Genomic DNA, 20,674 nt, shown 5'->3' on the forward strand with positions numbered 1-20,674 from the left:
CTCCTGACGACAAAGCCTTTAGAAAAACTAAACACCCCGCGTCAAAAGCAGCCTTTCGGACACCCCCTCCTCCCCCTATCGTTCTCCCCAATCGCAAGGAGCACTTCGTTCCCGCTTCCTTGCAAATCGAGGAGCGATAATGATCGATGTCTTAATCATAGGGGGTGGCAACGCTGCCTTGTGCGCCGCTCTGATGGCGCGAGAAGCGGGCGCCAGCGTGATGCTGCTGGAAGCCTCTCCGAAAATCTGGCGCGGTGGCAACTCCCAACACACCCGTAACCTGCGGTGCATGCACGACGAACCGCAGGACGTGTTGATCGATGCCTATCCGGAAGAAGAATACTGGCAAGACCTGTTGAAGGTTACCGGTGGCCTCACGGATGAAAAGCTTGCACGCATTGCCATTCGGGCATCGTCTTCTTGCCGCGACTGGATGCGTTCACACGGCGTGCATTTCCAGCCACCGCTGTCCGGCGCGCTGCACGTGGCGCGGACCAACGCTTTCTTCATGGGCGGCGGCAAAGCGCTGGTCAATGCGTATTTTCGCAGCGCCGAGCGCTTGGGTGTACAAGTTCGCTACAACACGCAAGTGACCGACATCGAGTTGGATGAGGGGAAATTCGTCGCCGCCCATGTGGGCGAACATGAGGTCGATGGACAGCGTTTCGCCGCCGAACGCATTGAAGCCCGGGCCTGCGTGTTGGCGGCCGGCGGTTTCGAATCCAACCGTGAATGGCTGCGCGAAGCCTGGGGTCAGAACGAACGCGGTGAATGGCCATCGGATAATTTCCTGATCCGGGGCACCCGATTCAACACCGGCATTTTGCTCCGGCGCATGCTCGACCTTGGCGCCGATGCGATCGGCGATCCGACGCAAGCACATATGGTCGCGATTGATGCCCGTGCGCCACTCTACGACGGCGGCATCTGCACCCGAATCGACTGCGTATCGCTGGGTGTGGTGGTCAATCGTGATGGCGAACGCTTCTACGACGAAGGTGAGGATTTCTGGCCAAAACGTTATGCGATCTGGGGGCGTCTGGTGGCCGGACAACCCGGTCAGCAGGCCTATTCGATCATCGATCAACAAGCCATCGGCCGCTTCATGCCGCCAGTCTTTCCCGGCACCACCGCCAATACCCTGCAAGACCTTGCCCGCCAGTTGAAGCTGCCTCAAGAAAAATTCGTCAAGACGGTCGAGGACTACAACCGCGCCTGCCGCGTTGGCACGTTCGATCACACGGCGTTGGACGACTGCCACACCCAAGGACTGGCGCCCGCCAAAACCCATTGGGCGCGGCCATTGGTGAAACCACCCTTCTACGCCTACCCGCTTAAACCGGGTGTCACGTTTACCTACCTCGGCCTCGCCACCGACGAAACCGCTGCCGTGCATTTCAACGGCATAGCGAGCCCCAACCTGTTCGTCGCGGGAGAAATGATGGCCGGCAATGTTCTGGGCAAGGGTTACACCGCCGGCATCGGCATGGCCATCGGTACCGCGTTTGGCCGCATCGCCGGCGTGCAGGCGGCGGCTTCAGTGCGCTTTGGCGTCTCATCCGCAAACACGGAGTCTCGACATGCAACTGTTTGATCCCCAAGCATCGGGCGGGTTGATCCCCGTGTTGAATCTTGACGAAAGTGAAGTCCAGCGGCAGATGACCATCTGCAATGCGTGCCGTTATTGCGAAGGCTTTTGCGCGGTATTTCCGGCGATGACCCGGCGTCTGGAATTCACCCAGGCCGACATTCATTACCTGGCGAACTTGTGCCATAACTGCGGCGCGTGCCTGCACGCCTGTCAGTACGCCGCCCCACACGAATTCGACGTCAACATACCCAAAGCCATGGCCAAAGTGCGCCTGGATACTTACGCCGAATACGCCTGGCCGCAAGTGATGGGCAGGTTGTATCAGCGCAACGGCCTGACCCTGGCACTGGCTTCCGGTGGGGGACTGGCGTTGTTTTTATGCGTGACCCTGATGCTCATGGGAAACCTGTTCACGGCCATTCCCGGTGGCAACTTCTACAGGATTTTCCCGCATAACACCCTGGCGCTGATGTTCGGCTCAGTGTTCGGATTTGCGGTTATTGCCCTGACCATGGGTGTACGGCGCTTCTGGCGCAACGTTTCACCGGTCGCAGCGCCACTGCCGTTGAAAACGTCCGCTGCATTGGAGGCGACGGCCAACGTCGCGAAGCTCAAGTACCTGGACGGTGGCCATGGCGAAGGCTGCAACAACGCTGACGATCAATTCACCTTGTGGCGACGTCGATTCCACCACCTCACCTTCTACGGCTTCATGCTGTGCTTCGCCGCCACCGGTGTCGCCACGCTCTTTCACTATCTGCTGAAGTGGTCGGCGCCTTATCCGATCTTCAGCTTGCCGGTGATGTTGGGTATTGCCGGTGGCATCGGCCTGCTGATCGGCCCGGCGGGTCTTCTTTGGCTGAACCTGCGCCGCAACCCTGCGCACGGCGATGAGAACCAAAAACCCATGGATCGCGGCTTCATCGCGCTGCTGTTTCTGGTCAGCGCAAGCGGCCTGGCGCTACTGGCTTTGCGTGAAACCAGCGCCTTGGGCTTGATGTTAGCTATCCATCTCGGCCTGGTCATGGCGTTTTTCCTGACCATGCCCTACAGCAAATTCGCCCATGGAATATTCCGCAGCGCAGCGCTGCTCAAACACGCCATCGAGAAGCGTCAACCCAACCCGATCAACGCTGGCAGCGACTGACAGTTAAAACACTCATTCCAAAAACAATAGTGAGCAGAACGGTAGCCATGATGAAAACGAAAACGGCAACAACCCGAGCCAAGGGGTCCAAATTGGGCGCCATTTTGCGGGTCACCAGCGGTAACTTTCTCGAGCAGTTCGACTTCTTTCTGTTCGGGTTCTACGCGACCTACATCTCCCAGACCTTCTTTCCAGCCACCAGCGAGTTTGCCTCGCTGATGATGACCTTCGCGGTATTCGGCTCCGGATTTCTGATGCGTCCGCTGGGCGCCATTGTGCTGGGGGCGTACATCGACAAGGTGGGCCGTCGCAAGGGGCTGATCTTGACGCTGTCGATCATGGCCGCCGGTACCGTATTGATCGCCCTGGTGCCGGGCTATGCCGCCATCGGCGTGGCGGCACCTATTCTGGTGTTGTTGGGCAGGCTGCTCCAGGGCTTCTCCGCCGGCGCGGAAATGGGCGGTGTTTCCGTGTACCTGGCGGAAATTTCCACCCCCGGTCACACCGGTTTCTACACCAGTTGGCAATCGGCCAGCCAACAGGTAGCGATCGTCGTCGCGGCCGCGTTGGGCTACACGATCAATGCCACGATGCAAGCCGCTGAAATCGCCGATTGGGGCTGGCGTATTCCGTTCTTCATTGGCTGCGTGATCATACCGTTCATTTTCATTATTCGCCGCTCACTGGAAGAAACCGCCGCCTTCACTGCTCGCAGCCATCGTCCAACCACTCGCGAAGTTTTTCGCTCGATGCGTGACAACTGGCGAACCGTCCTGGCGGGCGGCCTGCTGGCGTCCATGACCACCACCACGTTCTACCTGATTACGGTCTACACACCGACGTTTGGCAGGACCGTACTGAACCTGAGCACCACCGACAGCCTGGTGGTCACACTGCTGGTCGGTATCAGTAACTTTATCTGGCTGCCTATCGGCGGCGCCCTCTCCGACCGCATTGGCCGTCGGCCACTGTTGCTGGCGATATCGTTGCTGTGCATCTTCACCGCCTATCCCGCCATGCACTGGCTGGCAGAGGCGGCAAGTTTCGAACGACTGCTCGCTGTTCTGCTGTACTTCTCATTCTTCTTTGGCATTTACAACGGCGCCATGGTGGCGGCACTGACCGAAGTCATGCCACAGAACGTGCGGGTAGTCGGGTTTTCACTGGCCTTCAGTTTGGCCACCGCGGTGTTTGGCGGGTTCACCCCGGCAATCTCGACGCTGCTTGTCCAAGCCACGGGCGACAAAGCATCACCTGCCTACTGGCTGATGTTCGCGGCGGTGTGCGGGTTCACAGCGACGACGATTCTGTATCGTCGGCAAAAAGCTCTGGCAGTCAGAACCGTTTAGTTCCTCGATCGCCGACGCTTACCACGCGTCGATCCACGGCGGGAACCGAATTAGAGTGGCATGAGGTCGATTACAGTCGTCAGGAAAGTAATCGGCCAATAGCACACGTAGGATTAAATCCAATCTGACATATTGCGGACGGTTGTCTGCCTTGCTCAAATCTGCCTTCTATCAAGCCTGGTTTCGCGATGTGAAAAAGGCCATCACTGCAGCGAGTACCAGCAAGATAGCGCTTGCGAGAAATGTCATACGGTAGCCGCTCCCGTCGAACAACAGTCCGCCGAGGGCAGAGCCCAGCGCAATGGATAGCTGAATGACTGCAACCATAAGGCCGCCACCGGCTTCAGCATCCTCGGGCAACGCCTTGGCCAACCACGACCACCACCCCACAGGTGCCGCCGTCGCGATCAGGCCCCACAGTCCCAGCAATACAAATGCTGCCACGACACCGCCGCCAAGAACAATCAAGGAAAGTGCAATCGCGGCCATCAAGAGTGGAATGCAGACCAGGACGCGGTACATGCCGGTTTTCAGCAAAGTGCCGATCAGGATGGTTCCGACAAAACCTGCTACGCCGATGGCCAGCAAGATCATCGACAACAGGGAGACGTCTACACCCGTGACGGTCTCCAGGAACGGGCGCAGGTAGGTAAACAATACAAACTGCCCCATGAAGAAAGTGCCCACACTCAACATGCCAAAACGGATCAATGGGCTCTTGAACAATCGAAAGACATTGCCAGCGCCCGCTTTGCGCGGCGCCGCCTTCATGCCTGGCAGGCTGATCCATTGCCAGATCAACGCGATGATCGCGACCGGAATCAGGCAGAAAAAAGCACCCCGCCAACCGATGACACTCCCCAGATAGCTTCCCAATGGGGCGGCCACTACGGTTGCCAAGGCATTGCCGCCGTTGAAGATTGCCAGAGCCTTGGGCACGCTACGGGCCGGTACCAGGCGCATGGCCATTGCCGCCGACATCGACCAGAACCCGCCGATCACCACGCCGATCAGCGCACGACCGATCATGTACACCGTGTAGTTTGGCGCCAGACCAACCACCAGCCCCGACACGCACATAATCCCGGTCAGTAGCAGCAACAGCGTCTTGCGATCCATTGAGCCCGCAAGCCTGGAAATCGTAAGGCTTGTCAGCACCGCGAAGGCGCCCGAGATGGCAATCCCATACCCGGCCAGTCCTTCGCTGATACGCAGATCCGAAGCAATCGGCGTGAGCAGACTGACAGGCATGAACTCGGAAGCGATCAGCGCAAATACACACAGTGTCATCGCAAAGATGCCACTCCAGTAAGCCGGCAGTTCCCCAGTCCCCGGCATGCCGATGCCTGCTGGGGTGTCGAATACTTGAGCCGTCATGCAAAAACCTCTCATCAAATACTTGTAGGCCGAAGCACTGGTCTTTAGCCAATCGCCGTCAGGTGCCGGGTAAAAAAGGCGGTGAGTTTGGTCCAGGGAATCAAGTTCACGCGGTCGTACAAATCCACGTGACCTGCGCCGGGAACCCAGGCCAGTTCCTTGGGTTCGGAGGCGCGTTGATAGGCGTCCTCGCTGAACTCTCTGGAGTGCGCCTGATCGCCAGCGATGAACAGCAGCGGACGCGGGGAAATCGTCTCGATATCGTTGAAAGGATAGAAATTCACGAACCTGACTTCACTGGTCAAGGCGCGGTTTTGCGTCAGTTCCAATGTTCTGCCATGAGGGATATGGATGCCGCGTGGCGTACGGTAGAAGTCCCAGAATTCACGAATCACTGGGTCTGCATCTTTACCAAGCTGCACCGGCAAATAGTTCAGAAATTTCATTTGCCCGGTAGAGAACTCGTCGTAGCGTTGCTCGGCGGCAACGGCGAGCATGGCCTGGCGTTGCCCGGCAGTCACTGAGCGCCCCAGACCCTGACGGGTAACGGCACCCATGTCGTACATGCTGACGGTGGCCACGGCTTTCAAGCGCTGATCCATCTTGGCCGCACTGATGGCAAAGCCACCGCTGCCACAGATACCCAGCACGCCGATACGATCGCGATAGATACAGTCCCGCGTGCCAAGGTAATCAACGGCGGCACTGAATGCGTCGGCATACATTTCGGGGGCAACCTGGTTACGTGGCAGGCCCTCACTCTCTCCCCAGAAAGGCAAGTCAATTGCCAACGTGATGAAGCCTTGTTCCGCCAGCTTTTGTGCATAGAGCATGGAGCTTTGCTCTTTGACCGCCCCCATGGGATGGCCGACGATAATTGCAGGCGCTTTAGCGTTTCTCGCCAGACTTTTTGGCGTTACAAGATTGCCCACGATCTGAAGATTGTATGAGCTCTTGAAAGTTACCTTTTGCACGGTGACCTTGTCGCTTTTATAAAAATTGTCGGCACCTTCCGGCGGGCTGGCCGCGCTTTTCGAGTCAGCCGCGAAGGCTGAGCCGCCTGCGACAGAAAGGACGCCCAAGGCCGCAATACTGGCGCCGGTGGCCTTTACGAATTGGCGCCGATCAAACCCTGGAGGGGTCAAGGTGTCTGTAGCTTCAAGGAGATTTACAGGTGTCTCGCTCATCATCAGTACTCCGTTCCAGATAGGGACAGAGCTTGACGGATTCAAGACAACCTGATTAGTAGCCATAATCTTCATGTAGTTTTGAGAAAAACTCAGCAATGGCCAATACCAAAGTCAACGATCTCCAAGCTTTTCTGGCGGTGGCGCGCGATCAAAGCTTTACCAAAGCTGCCGCCAAACTGGGCGTTACGCCTTCTGCGCTGAGTCATACGATCCGGGCTCTTGAACAAAGACTGGGGATACGCCTGCTGGCCCGCACGACACGCAATGTGTCGCCGACAGAGGCGGGAGAACGATTGATGCGCTCGATCGCCCCGCTTTTTGATCAGATCGCTGTTGAGCTTGAAGCCTTGAGCGAATTACGGGACAAGCCCAGTGGCACGATTCGTATTTCCTGCACTGACGATCAGATTGAGTTGTGCATTCGGCCGATGCTTGCAGGCTTCTTGAAGAATTACCCGGATATCACACTGGAGTTCTACGTCGACTATGGATTCACCAACGTGGTCGAGGAACGTTTCGATGCCGGCATTCGCATGGGCGAATCGATCAGCAAGGACATGATTGCGGTTCGCATAGGACCGGATTGGCGGTTGGCGGTAGTGGGCTCTGCGGCGTATTTCGAACGCAAACCGGCACCAGCGACGCCCCATGAGTTGACTACCCATGACTGCGTCAATATTCGACACAGGCCATCAGGGGCGATTTACGCCTGGGAGTTTGAACGAGATGGCCAGGCGTTTACAGTCAAGGCAGATGGGCAACTCGTTTTCAACAGCATCATGCATGTTCTCAATGCCGCCGTTGATGGCATTGGTCTGGCCTACGTACCAGAGCAATTGGTCGCTCCGTATCTGGCCGACGGCCGACTCAAAGAAGTCCTGGCCGACTGGTGTCCTGTGTTTCAGGGTTACCATTTGTATTACCCCAACAGACGCCAGGCGTCTCCTGCCTTTTCTGCATTGATCGAGGCGCTGAAATACAGACGCTGAGCTTAATGGCTGTTCCGCCCCCTCCCTCCCGGCAGAACACCAAGTACGATCACGAACGCGGCCGGTTTACACGACGCATGCGTATCCACACCACCCCGACCAGCAGCAATGGCACGCCCAGGCTGAGCCACGACAGCAGATCGTAGAACTCATCGCCGATCAGTGCCGAAAACAAACCGAGAAAGCTCAGCAGAGCCAACAACAGCGGCCAGCGAAATATCATCCAGAGACCGCGCCTCATGCCCTTCCCTCTATTCCCACGCCACTGGCATTAAGCTCGGCAAGGCGTTTTTCCAATGGCACTTTGCGTCGACCCAGCCAGAGGTACAAGCCGCTCCCCAGGACGACGATAGTAACCACGTCGAGCAGTGCCCAGATAATCTTCAGGGGCAAGCCGCCGTAGTCGCCAAAGTGCAGGGGTTGCGAGACCAGCAAGGTTTTCACATACAAGGGCATCTCGCGCATGTCAGTCAGCTCGCTCGTTCGCGCGTCCACCAGGGCCGGCTTGAGCAGGCGCGCGGTGAGTGGCGTGGTACCGCGCATGAACACCGCGTAATGATGCTGGCTACTGAACTGAGTACCGGGAAACGCGACGAAGCTCGGCTCCATGTCAGGCGCCGCGTTTCGCGCAGATTCCAGCGCCTTGTGCAAGGAACCGAGGCTTTCAAGTGGCGGTACATCTTTGTAAGGCGCGGTCATCTCCGCCAGCTGGCCCGTCTGCCACATGCCCTGTATGGGCAGCGCCAGGGTATTGATCACGCCGGTAATGCCAACCACCAATACCCAGGCCAGCGTGACGATGCCGAGCACATTATGCAGGTCCAGCCATTTCAGTCGTTGACTACGCCCGCTGCGCACGGTGGCGAAGTCCAGCTTGCGCATGAAGGGCGTGTAAACCACCACGCCGGAAACCAGCGACGCTACAAGCAGTAGCCCCATGAATCCGAGGAACAGATAACCGGGCAGACCGAGGAACAAATCGGTATGCAGGCGCAGCATCAGGTTCATGAAACCATCGTCCGGTGGCTCCGGCGGGAACAGCTCGCCGGTGCGCGTATCGAACGGCTGAGAGTGACCGTCAAGTGGCGGAGGCACGAGGCTCGTAGCAGTGATCACCACGCCTAGCGAGTCTTGCGGGTCGAAACCGACGAAGCGCACGACCTCGCCTGGCCGTGCTGCCAAGGCACTGGCGATCACTTTGTCGTAGTCGATTCGCGGCGCTCCGGCAGGCAGCGGACGCAGTTCCGGGTGAGGTTCGAAGTAATGCTCGATCTCTTCATGAAAGATCAGCGGCAACCCCGTCAGGTACAGCAACAACAAAAAGACGGTGGCGATCAGGCTGGTCCATTTGTGCACCAGATACCAGTTGCGCAAGGCTCGGGCGGTCATGTTCGGTACTTTTCCTATAGATCCACGCTTGCCGAGAGTTGCCGGACACGGCCGGCGACCAGGTACAAAAACTGTACCTGGCCAGCCAGGGTTTACCAGTTGTAACTCACCGTGCCGTAGACAGTACGTTGCTGTCCGTACTGACAGCCCACGGTGCTGAAGCAACCGGCCACGTACTCTTCGTCGAACAGGTTGGTGGCATTGAGCGACACTTCTATGCCCTCCAGTGAGGCATCGACCTTGCCGAGCTGATAGCTGACCAGTGCGTCGATCACGGAATAGCTGTCCACTTTGAAACTGTTGGCCGAATCGCCGAATGTGCTGCCCACGTACCGGGCGCCTGCACCCAGGCGCAAGCCAGCCAACGAGCCACTCTGGACGATGTAATCACCCCACAGCGACGCCATGTGCTCAGGTACCCGGAACGGCGTATTGCCCTTGTTGCCGGTTTCCGATTGAGTGACTTCGACATCGTTCCAGGTGTAACTGCCAATCAGGTTGAAACCCTGGGTGATTTCGGTCTTGGCCTCGAGCTCCACACCTTTGGAACGCACCTCACCTTCCTGGCGGGAGAAGCCGCCAACGTTCTCGGTGGCGTTCTGTTTGGTGAGGTCGAACCAGGCAATGGTGTAGAGGCTGTTGGACCCTGGCGGTTCGTACTTGAGGCCCACTTCGTATTGTTTGCCGATTTCCGGATCAAGTTGCGAGTTGTCAGCGGTAACGCCCATCACCGGCAAAAACGATTCGCTGTAGCTGGCATAGGGCGCCAGGCCATTGTCGAAGAGGTAGACAATACCGGCGCGACCGCTGAACTTCTCATCCTTCTGGGTTTGCGGAGCGCGATCGTCCTTCTGGTTGCTGGCCCAGTCGTAACGACCACCCAGGAGAAACACCCACTTGTCGACCTTCAACTGGTCTTGCAGGTAGACACCGGTTTGCGACATTTTCTGTTCGTAGCTGTTGGCACTGAACGGGAAGAAGGTCAGTGGCTGCCCGTTGACCGGATTGAACACGTCGAAGCTTTCCAGGATGAAATTCAGCGACTGATCCTGATTAAACTTGCCGTTGTTGTAGTCGACGCCGGTCAACAGCGTGTGGTCAAGCGGGCCCGTGGCGAAGTTGGCCTGTATCTGGTTGTCCATGGTGAACAGATGGCCGTCGCCCTTGCGTTGATCGTTGTAGCGCGAGTACTGGTCGCCCGCTGGCCCGAACAAGGCAATCTCGGAACTGGCCTGGCGATAGTCGCTGTAACGTACGTTCTGTCGCGCCGTCCAGACTTCGTCGAATTGATGCTCGAACACGTAGCCCAACGACGTCTTTTCGTTGGTCATGAAATCATAGGCACTGTCACCCACGTAGGTGTCGCGGTCCAGGCCTCCGCGCGGGTCGCGAAACACAGTGCCGTCGGCCGGCAGCGGGTTGGCGAAGTTGCCGGTCTGCTTCTGGTACTCGCCCAGGAACGTCAGCTCGGTGTTGTCGCTGGGACGGTAGCTGATGGCTGGCGCGATGTACTGACGACGGTTGGTAATGTGGTCGGTCTGGGCATCGGCTTCCCGGAACAGGCCGGTCAGGCGGTAACTCCAGATGCCCTCCTCGTCCAGCGCATCCCCCAGGTCAAAAGCGCCCTGCTGGTAATTCTGGTTGCCCATTTGCAACTGCACTTCATGCAGTGGCTCGATCGTCGGGCGCTTTGTCACCAGATTGATCTGTCCGCCCGGGTCGGAAGCTCCGTACAGTACCGAGCTGGCACCGCGCAGCACTTCAATTCGTTCCAGGCCATAAGGTTCGGGGGCGTCCCAGCCGAGAAACTCGGGCAGGAAGGTGCGCGTTCCATCACGCAACATGCGCCCGGTGCCCTGCTGAAACCCGCGAATGGTCAACTGGTCGGTAACGAACTGAGGACCGGCGATTTCGGCATTGACGCCCGGGGTATAACGCAGGGCTTGGCCAATGGTCTTGGGTTGCTGGGCTTCAATTTGCTCACGGGTGACCACAGACACCGAGTATGGCGTTTCAACCAAGGGTGTGTCGGTCTTGGTGCCAGCAGAGGCGCGCTTGGCGACATAGCCGTCGTTGGAGCTCACGGAGCTGTAGGCCTGGCCAACGATGTTGGTGACAGGCAAAGCCATCACCGAGTCGTCGTTGCTACCCTGCAAGGTCACATGATTGCCTTCGATCTGGTAGACAACTTTGGCCCCTCCCAACAACTGACGCAGCGCTGCCTCCGGCTCCATCTCTCCGGCGACGTCATGACTACGAATGCCGGACACGGTGTCCTGACTGTAGATGATCTGCAGATTGGTCTGCCTGGCCAGATCGGAAAGCGCCGACGCCAGTGCCTGTGAAGGGATGTTGACCTTGACCGGGTCGGCCATCGCCGGTGCGGCTGTCACCAGTGTGAGGCCCAGAGTGGCGCCGGCGATGCAACGGCGCAGGCGCAGGGCGGGTCGATTCAGTGGATAGGCGCTCATAATGCTTCCGGTAGCTTGATTGTTAGGGCATGCCGGATCGACGAATGAGCGTGTGATTTGTTCAGGAAATCACAGAAAAGAAATCCAGAGGACAGATTTCAGCGCTTGAGCAGCAAGGTCGCTTGATCACTGTGGCGCAGTTTGACTGGCAATATCTTCGGCAGCGCGCTGACCAGTTGGCCAAGGTCGGCGGTGTCATAGGTGCCACCGAAGCGCAGGTCGCCGACTTCGCTGCTCGCCAGCTTCAACGGTACGTCAAGGTAGCGGTTGATCAGGGGCAGCGCCTCGCGCAGGCTGACATCATCGAGCATCAGCTTGCCATTGCGCCAGGCAGCGACCCGGGATGGATCGATGCGGGCGAACTGCAACATCCGATCAGGGCCAAATGCCGCCTGCATTCCGGCCGTAAGCACCGTCCCCTGGTTGTTGTCATCGCTGCCATCATTGCGCGAGGCCAGCACCGACCCCTGGGTGACGGTTACAGTGGTTTGCTCTTGACCGGTCCAGACATTGAAATGAGTACCGGTGACTCTGATACTGGCGTTATCGGCACGAATCACGAACGGCTTTTCAAGATCGTGCTGCACATCGAAAAACGCCTCGCCATTACGCAGCAGGACCTGGCGCTGATCGCGAAAACCGAGGTAGACAAGGCTGGTGCGCTGATTGAGTTGCACCTGGCTGTGATCAGGCAATAGCACCTGTCGACGCACCTCCTGCGCCATGAAGTAGCGAACACTGCCTGGCAGCATGCCCGCCGACCAACCTGTTCCCCAAGCGGCACCGACGACCGCCAGGACCACTGCCGCGCGCGCCATCCAGGACAACGGCTGGCTCCATCGCGAGCGCCCCGACCTGACGACATCGACGCTGGCGGGTAGCTGCTCGCTGACCTGCCAGATGCGACACATGTTCGTGTACTCAACCGCATGGGACGGATCAGCATCATGCCAGCGCCGGAACTCGGCACGATCGGCATCCGTGCACTCGCCGAAATGCAGTCGCACACACCAGTCGGCAGCCATTTCGCTAGTAGATTTCTGCGTGCGGGAAAGATTGGTCATCATGGCGGGTAGAAGGAAAATTTCGGCAAGCTTACTCCATGTCCCGTGGTTTTGGTTCAGTTCCAGCACACCGTTGAAATTGCCTTCGGCTTGACTGGAACATTATTGCAAATAATTCTTAATAAGAATAAATTCACGACCCTCGCTGACAGATTCATAAAATAATTCAGGTGCATCATGCAAAAGCCCAATACGGCGGGGAGCGGGTCCCAATTGCTTGAAGTGTTCTTTGAGCGCCGTCAGCGCTTGATCGGACTCGCGGCGCGAATCACCGGATGCCGCAGCCATGCCGAAGACATTGTCCATGAAGCCTTTCTTAAAGTGGGTGAAGCCGACGCCAGCGGGCCGATCCGGTCCCAAGCCTCGTACCTCACCCGTGTAGTGCGCAATCTGTCGATCGACCACTACCGTCGCCGCCAATTTGAAGAGCGCTGGATCGTCCAGGACGATGACAGCAGCGAGATGTCCGGCCCACAGACGGGAACGCCGGAAACGCTGGTGTCGGATCAACAGGTGCTGGAAAGGGTTTCCGGAGCATTGTCCGATTTGCCGGAACGCACTCGCTATGCATTCGAAATGTGCCGAATTCACGGCATGAAACAGAATGAAATCGCAAAGATCCTCGGTGTTTCTCCGGCACTGGTCCACGCCATGATCAGCGAGGCCCTGCTCCACTGTCGGCAAAAAGCGCTTTGATGCCCGATAGTCTTGGCAGGAACACGCCGTCAAAACCTGAGAACTGCATCACCTGCCTATCCTCTGAAACGAACATTCTTTAACGGCGCTACCGGCCAATTCAGGCGCGTGGTGACCGGCAGCTTGACCGGCAGCTATAGGTCGTTTGCAGCTCTCCGCGCCGACAGAAAACGGCCCAATAGCGGACGATCCGTCGATGCTATTGGCCAATGATTCAATGTATATGTCCTGATGCTCAATTGACCTTGTTCAGCTGCGGTAGCTGCCACTTGCCCGAGAGAGCCTCCTCTGAAGGTTGATACAGACGTAACATCACGTAGAAACCGCCTTCGGGTGCCGGTAGCCAGTTGGCCGCATTCTCTCCCTGGGGTTTTTTGTGGGAAATGGGAATGGTGATCGAACCGTCCGCCGCGACTTTCAATCCCTGCGTATCGGAGCCGACCTTGTAGCGACTGATCTCGTTATCGACCAGCATTTTGTCGCTGGCGTCATACATGGTCAGCGACCAAAAGGCATTCACAGGGGGTGCCGAAGCCAGTTTGATTTCGTATTGATTGGCTCCAGTGAGCGGTTGGTTTTTGCTGTCGGTGAAGCGCAGTGGATACATCGCTTCATGCTCACCCTGTCCTCCCAGATAGGGCCCGGCCACCATGGCGCGCAGCGGGTAGTTGTAGCCAAAACTGTCAAGACCGGTCACCCAGTTCCAGCCATTGCGCACTTCCGACGTGCTGGCCAGCGACGCGATCGCTACATAGGGCGCGTCTTTCAAACCCTCCTCCAACCCTTTGCGCGTGGCCGGATTCAGCTTGTCGGGTGAAAAGCCCTTTTCCGTCAGGCCGATGCGGGCGAACTGAGCAAACAAGGCAGCGTCGGCAGGTTTGACCGGATTGTCCTTGAGCGCCGAAGCCAGTTCGGTGAAGAACCCCAGAGGGTCGTCGCCGGTCTGCGGCAATGCAGGCAAGGTTTCATCCTTATGGGTTTTGCCGCTCAACGGCACGACACTGAACTGTTTCTGCAAGGCGAGTATCGGTGCCACATCTTCACCCTGCTTGACGTGAATGCGCCCCCACAGCCAGATTTTTTTGGTCGAGACGTCGAGGCGCTTCGCGTCCTTGGGCAGTTCGCCCTTCCAGCCTGGCGGTACCAATACATATTTTCCGGCCTTGGTGCCTGTCGTACGCCTCCCTACATAGTGTTCAAGTTCCTGCCACATGTTGAACACATCGACCACGTAATAACGGTCATGGGTATCGGGCACGGTCAACACGTAGGGCTCGGTCAGATCCAGCACCGCACTCATGTAGTAGGTGTCATTGTTGGCAGTGGGCATGTCCTTGGCGGACGGTGAAGCCAGCGAAGTGGCCCAGCCGATCTGGTTCAGACCTGCACGATAGCTGGTGTCGGGCTTGGGTGAGGGAACGCTGATGTATTCACGTGCCACTCTTTCCATGCGAACCAGCGGATAACCCCAGTTGTAAGCCGAGATCGCCAGGCTGTAGCCATCAGCCTGCATCCCTTTTTCTACTGCATCGGGTGTGGCAGGTGTGGTCAGCAGTAAATCCGGCGTGCTGGCTTGCGCCTGCATCGCGCTACCGAGCGCAACACACAAGGGCAGAACACAAAACAGAAAACTACGTGATGAAGCCATAACGAGCGTCCTTTCATGAGGTATTTCGACGGGCGCGAGCCGTCTGACGCGCCAGTTTGACGACTAAATGCCTGCAAGAACCCTAGTCACAGGGTTGCGGCTCGTCAAACGGACGAGGGTAGATGTGCAGCGTTGCAATAAGTACTGGCCGACTATCAGAGCCTCCGGCCACCGACCATTTACTGAATTTGGTAATGCATGAATTTCTCGACCATCTGATCGGCGGTGAAAGTGGCTGGGCGCTGGCGGGGCGGGAATTGCTGGAAGGTGCCCAAAAATTGCTGGACCCGCACCAAGGCCGGCATGGCGACGATGCCGACTTTCTTGTCCCACCACTGGTTGTAGTTGTTGGAGTCAGTGTCCGCTCGCTCGAACGGATCTCGTCGCAAGTTGAAAACCTTGGGGATGCGCAGCTCGACAAATGGATCTCGCCACACATCGAACTGGTGCGCCCGCTGCTCGGCGAACACCAGTTTCCAGTCGCCGTCACGCACACCGAGCAGTTTGCCGTCGTCGCTGAAGTAATAGAAATCGGTGCGCGGTCCCTTGTCTTCCTTGCCTTCCAGATACGGCAGGAAGTTGTAGCCGTCCAGATGCACCTTGAAGTTTTTCACACCGGCCTTGTAGCCCTTGAGCAACTGTTCTTTCACGTCGGTGACCCCGGCGGCGGCGAGCAAGGTCGGCATCCAATCCTGGTGCGACATGACCTGGTTGGAGATGGTGTCGGGCTTGATGTGGTTCGGCCAGCGAACGATGGCCGGCACACGAAAGCCCCCTTCCCAGTTGGTGTTCTTCTCGCCGCGGAACGGGGTGATGCCTGCGTCCGGCCACTGGTTGAAGTGCACACCGTTGTCGGTGGAGTAAATGACGATGGTGTTATCGGCAACACCCAACTCATCAATTTTTTTCAGCAGTTGGCCAACCTGGTCATCGTGTTCGAGCATACCGTCGTTGTACTCGCCCTGCCCCGACCTGCCGGCGACCTTGGCGCTGACGTGAGTGTAGTAATGCATGCGCGTGGAGTTGAACCAGACAAAGAACGGCTTGTCGGCCTTGACCGCTTTGTCCATGAAGTTGGTCGACGCTGCCAGAAATTCTTCGTCTATGGTTTCCATGCGTTTTTTGGTCAAGGCGCCCAGGTCTTCGATCTTGCCGTCGACACTGCTGCGAATCACGCCACGAGGACGGAACATCTTGTCCATGACGGGGTTCTTGGTCCAGTCCGGGTCTTCGGGACCTTCTTCAGCATTGAGGTGATAGAGATTGCCGAAGAACTCGTCAAAACCGTGGTTGGTCGGCAGATATTCGTCGCGGTCGCCCAAATGATTCTTGCCGAATTGACCGGTGGTGTAACCGAGCGGTTTGAGCAACTCGGCGATCGTTGGGTCTTCAGGCTTCAGGCCCACTGTCGCACCCGGGATGCCGACCTTGGTCAAGCCCGTGCGCACGGGGTGCTGGCCGGTAATGAACGCAGCCCGTCCCGCGGTGCAGCTCTGCTCGCCGTAGTAGTCGGTGAACATCACACCTTCCTTGGCGAGACGGTCGATGTTGGGCGTTTGATAGCCCATGATGCCGTTGCTGTACCGACTGATGTTGGTGATGCCGATGTCATCACCGAAAATCACCAGAATGTTCGGCTTGTCTGCGGCCATGGCCTGTGACGACACGCCTGCCGCCAGCAAGGCGACCGCGCTGCACCAACGCTTGAGCCTGGAGCTCACACACATCATGCCTTTCTCCTGATTCTTATTGGTTGTAATGGGGGTCACTGTCAGTCCAGACGCACAGCGCCCGGGGGCGTCCATGCGCCGCTGAGTACCTCGGCCTTTGGCCAATAGGTGCGAATGGTCAGCTCAAATTCGCTCTTGGGTGCCGGGAGCCAATTGGCTTCCTTGTCCTTGCCCGGGGAGCCGTGCTGCACATACAGGGTCAGTGAGCCGTCGGCGTTGTACTTCATGCTTTTGCTGTTCTTGGTACCCAGGGAGTAGCGGTCGAGCGTATTGGCGGCGAAGAAGTGTTGAGGGTCGTACATCGTCAGCGACCAGAAGCCCTCGGCCGGCGGTGTCTGGCCTTTGGCAAAGGTCAGGGTGTAACGATGATCGCCATGCAGACGCAGGCCCTTCTGTTCCACCTCAAGGAAGAAGTAACGGGTTTCCTCGGGCTGGTTGGTGTACATGTTCGACTTGGCGGTAGCCGTGCGCGTCAGGTAGTCATGGCCCCAGCGCGCCACGTTGGTCGGCGAGTTCCAGCCATTGGGCAGACGCGAGCCATTGGTCTGGAACGAGAACAGCGGTGACACCACCTGTTCTTCAGTTTCGATGGCGGCCTTGACGATGGCGGCCTTGACCGCCGGGTCTTTCGCGGCGGCATCGAGCAACGCCTTTATCATCGCGTAGCGGCTTTCTTCGCCAGGCAGCGGTGGCACCTTGGCGAGTACCTCAGGTAGCTGGTCGAAGAACGTTTGCGGGTTCACCCAGCGCACTTCCGCAGAAGTTTTTTGCGCCGCCGGGAAGTGCGGCGTGGCTTTCCAGTCTTTGGTGATGGTCTTGCCGGTGTACTGGCTCAGCGGGTAGACCACCATTTGGTTGAGGACGGGCTGGATGGCTTGGCGATCTTCGGCGCTGTCGTCCAGAAATGCACGGGGGCCGACAGCCACCAGTTCAGTGGGTGCCCGAATGACCTGGGTGATGCCCTCAGGCACGGCGCCCTTCCAGTTCGGCCCTGCCACCAGATAGTTGCCGGGACGGGTGCCGTACTGTTTGCCCAATCTGGAGAATTCTTCGCTGCGCGCGTCATACAGCGCGTACACCCAGAAGCGGTCGCCAAAATCCGGTACCTGCAACACCATCGGATCGTCGTCGGTGGCACCATAGCCAAAGCCATACACCACGTCCTGGTTAGGGTGTGCGATCCAGTGCTGGTCCGGTGAAATGTAGTCAGTGAGCATGCTGATGTAACCGGTCGGCGCGGCGGGAAGAATGCCGCCCACCAAACCGGGTTCAGGAGCTCTGGAAAACGACGCGCGACGATTGAAGGCATTCACGATCGGCCAGCCCCACAGGTAGGCATCCTCGGCGATAACTTTGGCGCTGGCCACGGTGATGACGGTTCCGGCCGGGATGCCTGGGACCTCGGAGGCCGGTTTGCCGGCAGCGTTCTCTCCGGCCCGGACGCCGCCCACCAGGACGACGGTCATGGCAAGGGCGAGCAAGGAGTACCTGAAGGTGTTCTTCATCGGGTTCAAGTTCCGTATGGATAAAAAGACCCGGCTCAACAATGAGCCGGGTACTCGGCAACAACTCCGACAAGCGTCGATAGCTTCCGTGTAGCCCGACCCGCCAGCGCGCGGCAGGTTGGTTCTTCGGTTTTTTTCAGTGGTTGCGGACCGTCCCTTTTGGCAGTAGCCAGGCGGCCAGTGCCGGCAACAACAGGATGGCGCCGAGCATGTTCACCAGGAACATGAAGGCCAGGAGGATGCCCATGTCGGCCTGGAACTTGAGGTTTGAAAAGGCCCAGGTGGCGATCGACAACGTCATGGTCACGGCGGTGAACACCGACGCCGTACCGCGCTGCTTGAGCGCTTCGACGAAGGCTTCGCGCAGCGTAATACCGCCGTCATCCATCTCATGCTTGATCCGCTCGAACAGGTAAATGCCGTAGTCCACGCCGACGCCCACGCCCAATGCCACCACCGGCAAGGTGTTGACCTTGACGCCGATGCCCAGCAAAGCCATCAGCGCGTTGCACAGCACCGTGACCAGCGCCAGCGGGATGATCACGCAGAGGGTGATGCGCAGGGAGCGGAACATCCACAGGCACAGCAGCGTCACCGAAGCGAACAGCGCACCGTTGACCAGCCTGTCGCCGGCGTGAACCACTTCGTTTGTCGCGGCCATGACGCCAACGTTGCCGGAGGCCAGCTCGAACGTGACCTGATCGTTGTCGTAGGCAGCCTTGAACGCCTTGATGCTGTCCATCAGGTTGCTGATGGTGTCGGCCTGGTGATCCTTGGTGTAGATCGACACCGGGATCGCATTGCAGGCACTGTTCATGTACTCGGTGCCAACCCGTGTGGCGAAGCCCACACCCTGGGCGATTTGCGCGGTCGGCTCGGGCAGCACCCGCCATTTCAGGTCGGTTTCCGCGTAGGCCTGGGTGATGTTGCCGACAAAACCGGCGAGGCTACGCACCGAAGAGACGCCGTCATCCTGACGCAGGTACAACTCCAGCTCGTTGATCGGGTCCAGCACCTCGCGCTTGACGCAGGGCGTCTCGTCGCCCTGAGCCTTAACGATCACCTGCAATAGGTCGACGCCGATGGCGAAGTCACGGGTGATGGTTGCCACGTCCTGGTTGTAGCGCGAATCCGGGCGCAGTTCCGGCACGCCGACGCCGATGTCGCCGACATGCAGATGCCGGGCCTCAAGTAGCCCCCACCCCAGCAACACGGCTGCACACAGCAAGGCCCACGCCGCACCGCGACGGGTCGCCAGCACCCCGAGGCGCTCCCACAAGCCGGCACCGAGGGTTTCCTTGCCACGCAGCTTCTGCGCGTCGGCCGCGGACAGACGCATGAACGACAACAGGATCGGCAGCAGCATCTTGTTGGTGACGATCATCACCGACACACCGAGGGTCGCGGTGATCGCCAGTTCTCGGACCATCTCGATGTCCACCAGCGCAATCACCATGAAGCCCAAGGCATTGGCCAACAATGCAACGGCGCCGGGAACGAAGAGTTTCTGGAAACAATTGCGCGAGGCCGTGACGCCGTCAGCGCCATTGAGGGTTTCCAGTTTCCAGGCGTTGGTCATCTGCACGGCATGGGACACACCGATGGAAAAGATCAGGAACGGCACCAGGATCGACATCGGGTCCAGGGTCAGTTTCAGCAGCGGCAACAACCCCAGCAACCAGACCACCGGGACCATCGCGCAGATCAGCGCCCAGCCCGTCAACATCAGCGAACCGCAATACCAGTACAACAACAGCGCACTGATGGCGAAGGCGATGATGAAAAACACCAGTACGTCGGAGGCCCCTTCGGCGATGTCGCCAATGGATTTGGCGAAACCGATGATGTGAATGCTGATGCCGGCGCCCTGATTGTCCTGGCGAATTTTCTCCAGCTTGTTCGCCACGTCCTGAAGGTCCAGGCGCTTGCCGGTGATCGGGTCGGTCTCCTGCAAGTTCGCCACCACCATGGCCGATGACAGGTCATTGGAGACGATGCGCCCGACCCAGTCGGACTTCAGCGTGCGTTCGCGCACCTGGGCAATCTGCTGCGGCGTGCCGGCGTAGCTGGAGTCCACCAGGTTGCCGCCGGTAAAACCGTCTTCGACCACTTCGGTGTAACGCACATTGGAGGTGAACAGCGAGGTCACCGAACTGCGCTCCACGCCGTTGATGAAGAAGACTTCGTCCGACACCTTTCGCAGCACCGCCATGGCTTCGGGGTTGAAGATTTCTCCCTTGTCGGTTTTCACCGACACCAGCACCTTGTTGGCGCCGCCGAAATCCTTCTGGTATTCGAGAAAGGTTTTCATGTACTCGTGGTGCAGCGGAATCATCTTGAAGAAGCCCGCTTCGACCTTGAGATTCGTGGCGCTGTAGCCCAGCGCCACTGTGATCAGAATGAACAGCGCCAACAAGGCTTTGCGCTGATAAAAAATCCAGTAGGACACTTTACCGACCAGGCCCCGGGCAAAGTCCTTGCGCGCCAGCTCATCGGCATTCACCACGTATTTTTCCTGAATGCTCATG

The 20,674-nt window shown here is 58.3% G+C and carries 15 protein-coding genes; 5 read left to right on the forward strand and 10 right to left on the reverse strand.

All coding sequences use genetic code 11. From position 1 onward, the window contains the following. Nucleotides 1-139 precede the first annotated feature (139 nt). Genes tcuA through ABVN21_RS11570 form a run of 3 tightly spaced genes read left to right on the forward strand, consistent with a single transcriptional unit; the run spans nt 140 to nt 4,087 of the window. Entirely contained in the window at nt 140-1,594 is a 1,455-nt protein-coding gene (gene tcuA, locus ABVN21_RS11560) for an FAD-dependent tricarballylate dehydrogenase TcuA (RefSeq protein WP_339552208.1), read from the forward strand. Next, nucleotides 1,581-2,738, forward strand: a complete 1,158-nt coding sequence (gene tcuB / locus ABVN21_RS11565) for a tricarballylate utilization 4Fe-4S protein TcuB (protein WP_339552209.1) — start codon at nt 1,581-1,583, stop codon at nt 2,736-2,738. The genes tcuA and tcuB overlap by 14 nt, the downstream gene beginning before the upstream one ends. 47 nt (nt 2,739-2,785) lie before the next feature. Continuing rightward, on the forward strand, nt 2,786-4,087 hold the full coding sequence (locus tag ABVN21_RS11570; RefSeq protein WP_339552210.1) for an MFS transporter: 1,302 nt from the start codon (nt 2,786-2,788) through the stop codon (nt 4,085-4,087). A gap of 171 nt (nt 4,088-4,258) precedes the next feature. Here ABVN21_RS11570 and ABVN21_RS11575 read toward each other — a convergent pair whose 3' ends face one another. Beyond that, complete coding sequence (locus ABVN21_RS11575; protein ID WP_339552211.1) at nt 4,259-5,464, reverse strand: MFS transporter; 1,206 nt, start codon at nt 5,462-5,464, stop codon at nt 4,259-4,261. Nucleotides 5,465-5,508: 44 nt separating this feature from the next. Next, nucleotides 5,509-6,654 carry an alpha/beta hydrolase gene (locus ABVN21_RS11580; RefSeq protein ID WP_339552212.1) on the reverse strand — a complete coding sequence of 382 codons (1,146 nt, stop codon included), beginning with the start codon at nt 6,652-6,654 and terminating at the stop codon, nt 5,509-5,511. 95 nt (nt 6,655-6,749) lie between these two features. Between ABVN21_RS11580 and ABVN21_RS11585 the strand changes: the two genes are divergently transcribed. Further along, nucleotides 6,750-7,643, forward strand: coding sequence for a LysR family transcriptional regulator (locus tag ABVN21_RS11585; RefSeq protein WP_339552213.1), 894 nt, complete (start codon nt 6,750-6,752; stop codon nt 7,641-7,643). A 49-nt stretch (nt 7,644-7,692) separates the two neighbouring features. On the opposite strand, the gene ABVN21_RS11590 is transcribed toward ABVN21_RS11585, so the two are convergent. From ABVN21_RS11590 to ABVN21_RS11605, 4 genes are all read right to left on the reverse strand, one after another. Beyond that, the gene (locus tag ABVN21_RS11590; RefSeq protein WP_338581510.1) at nt 7,693-7,884 is read right to left on the reverse strand and encodes a hypothetical protein; all 192 of its coding nucleotides are present in this window, start codon (nt 7,882-7,884) and stop codon (nt 7,693-7,695) included. Continuing rightward, complete coding sequence (locus ABVN21_RS11595; RefSeq protein ID WP_339552214.1) at nt 7,881-9,032, reverse strand: PepSY domain-containing protein; 1,152 nt, start codon at nt 9,030-9,032, stop codon at nt 7,881-7,883. Before ABVN21_RS11595 ends, ABVN21_RS11590 begins: the two co-directional genes overlap by 4 nt. Nucleotides 9,033-9,124: 92 nt before the next feature. Further along, nucleotides 9,125-11,503, reverse strand: a complete 2,379-nt coding sequence (locus ABVN21_RS11600; RefSeq protein ID WP_339552215.1) for a TonB-dependent siderophore receptor — start codon at nt 11,501-11,503, stop codon at nt 9,125-9,127. A 98-nt stretch (nt 11,504-11,601) separates the two neighbouring features. Continuing rightward, nucleotides 11,602-12,570, reverse strand: coding sequence for a FecR family protein (locus tag ABVN21_RS11605; protein WP_339552216.1), 969 nt, complete (start codon nt 12,568-12,570; stop codon nt 11,602-11,604). Nucleotides 12,571-12,744: 174 nt separating this feature from the next. Between ABVN21_RS11605 and ABVN21_RS11610 the strand changes: the two genes are divergently transcribed. Beyond that, nucleotides 12,745-13,263 (forward strand): RNA polymerase factor sigma-70, encoded by a 519-nt coding sequence (locus ABVN21_RS11610; protein ID WP_339552217.1) that lies wholly within the window; start codon nt 12,745-12,747, stop codon nt 13,261-13,263. 235 nt (nt 13,264-13,498) lie between these two features. Here the strand turns inward: ABVN21_RS11610 and ABVN21_RS11615 are convergent, their stop codons facing one another. The 4 genes from ABVN21_RS11615 to ABVN21_RS11630 form a co-directional block, all read right to left on the reverse strand. Then, complete coding sequence (locus ABVN21_RS11615; RefSeq protein ID WP_339552218.1) at nt 13,499-14,911, reverse strand: DUF1254 domain-containing protein; 1,413 nt, start codon at nt 14,909-14,911, stop codon at nt 13,499-13,501. 179 nt (nt 14,912-15,090) lie between these two features. Next, nucleotides 15,091-16,641 (reverse strand): arylsulfatase, encoded by a 1,551-nt coding sequence (locus tag ABVN21_RS11620; protein WP_339552219.1) that lies wholly within the window; start codon nt 16,639-16,641, stop codon nt 15,091-15,093. A gap of 41 nt (nt 16,642-16,682) precedes the next feature. After that, entirely contained in the window at nt 16,683-18,146 is a 1,464-nt protein-coding gene (locus ABVN21_RS11625) for a DUF1214 domain-containing protein (protein WP_339552220.1), read from the reverse strand. 136 nt (nt 18,147-18,282) lie between these two features. Then, nucleotides 18,283-20,673, reverse strand: a complete 2,391-nt coding sequence (locus ABVN21_RS11630; protein WP_339552221.1) for an efflux RND transporter permease subunit — start codon at nt 20,671-20,673, stop codon at nt 18,283-18,285. Nucleotide 20,674: the final 1 nt, after the last annotated feature.

The organism is Pseudomonas sp. MYb327 (assembly GCF_040438925.1).
GTDB lineage: Bacteria > Pseudomonadota > Gammaproteobacteria > Pseudomonadales > Pseudomonadaceae > Aquipseudomonas.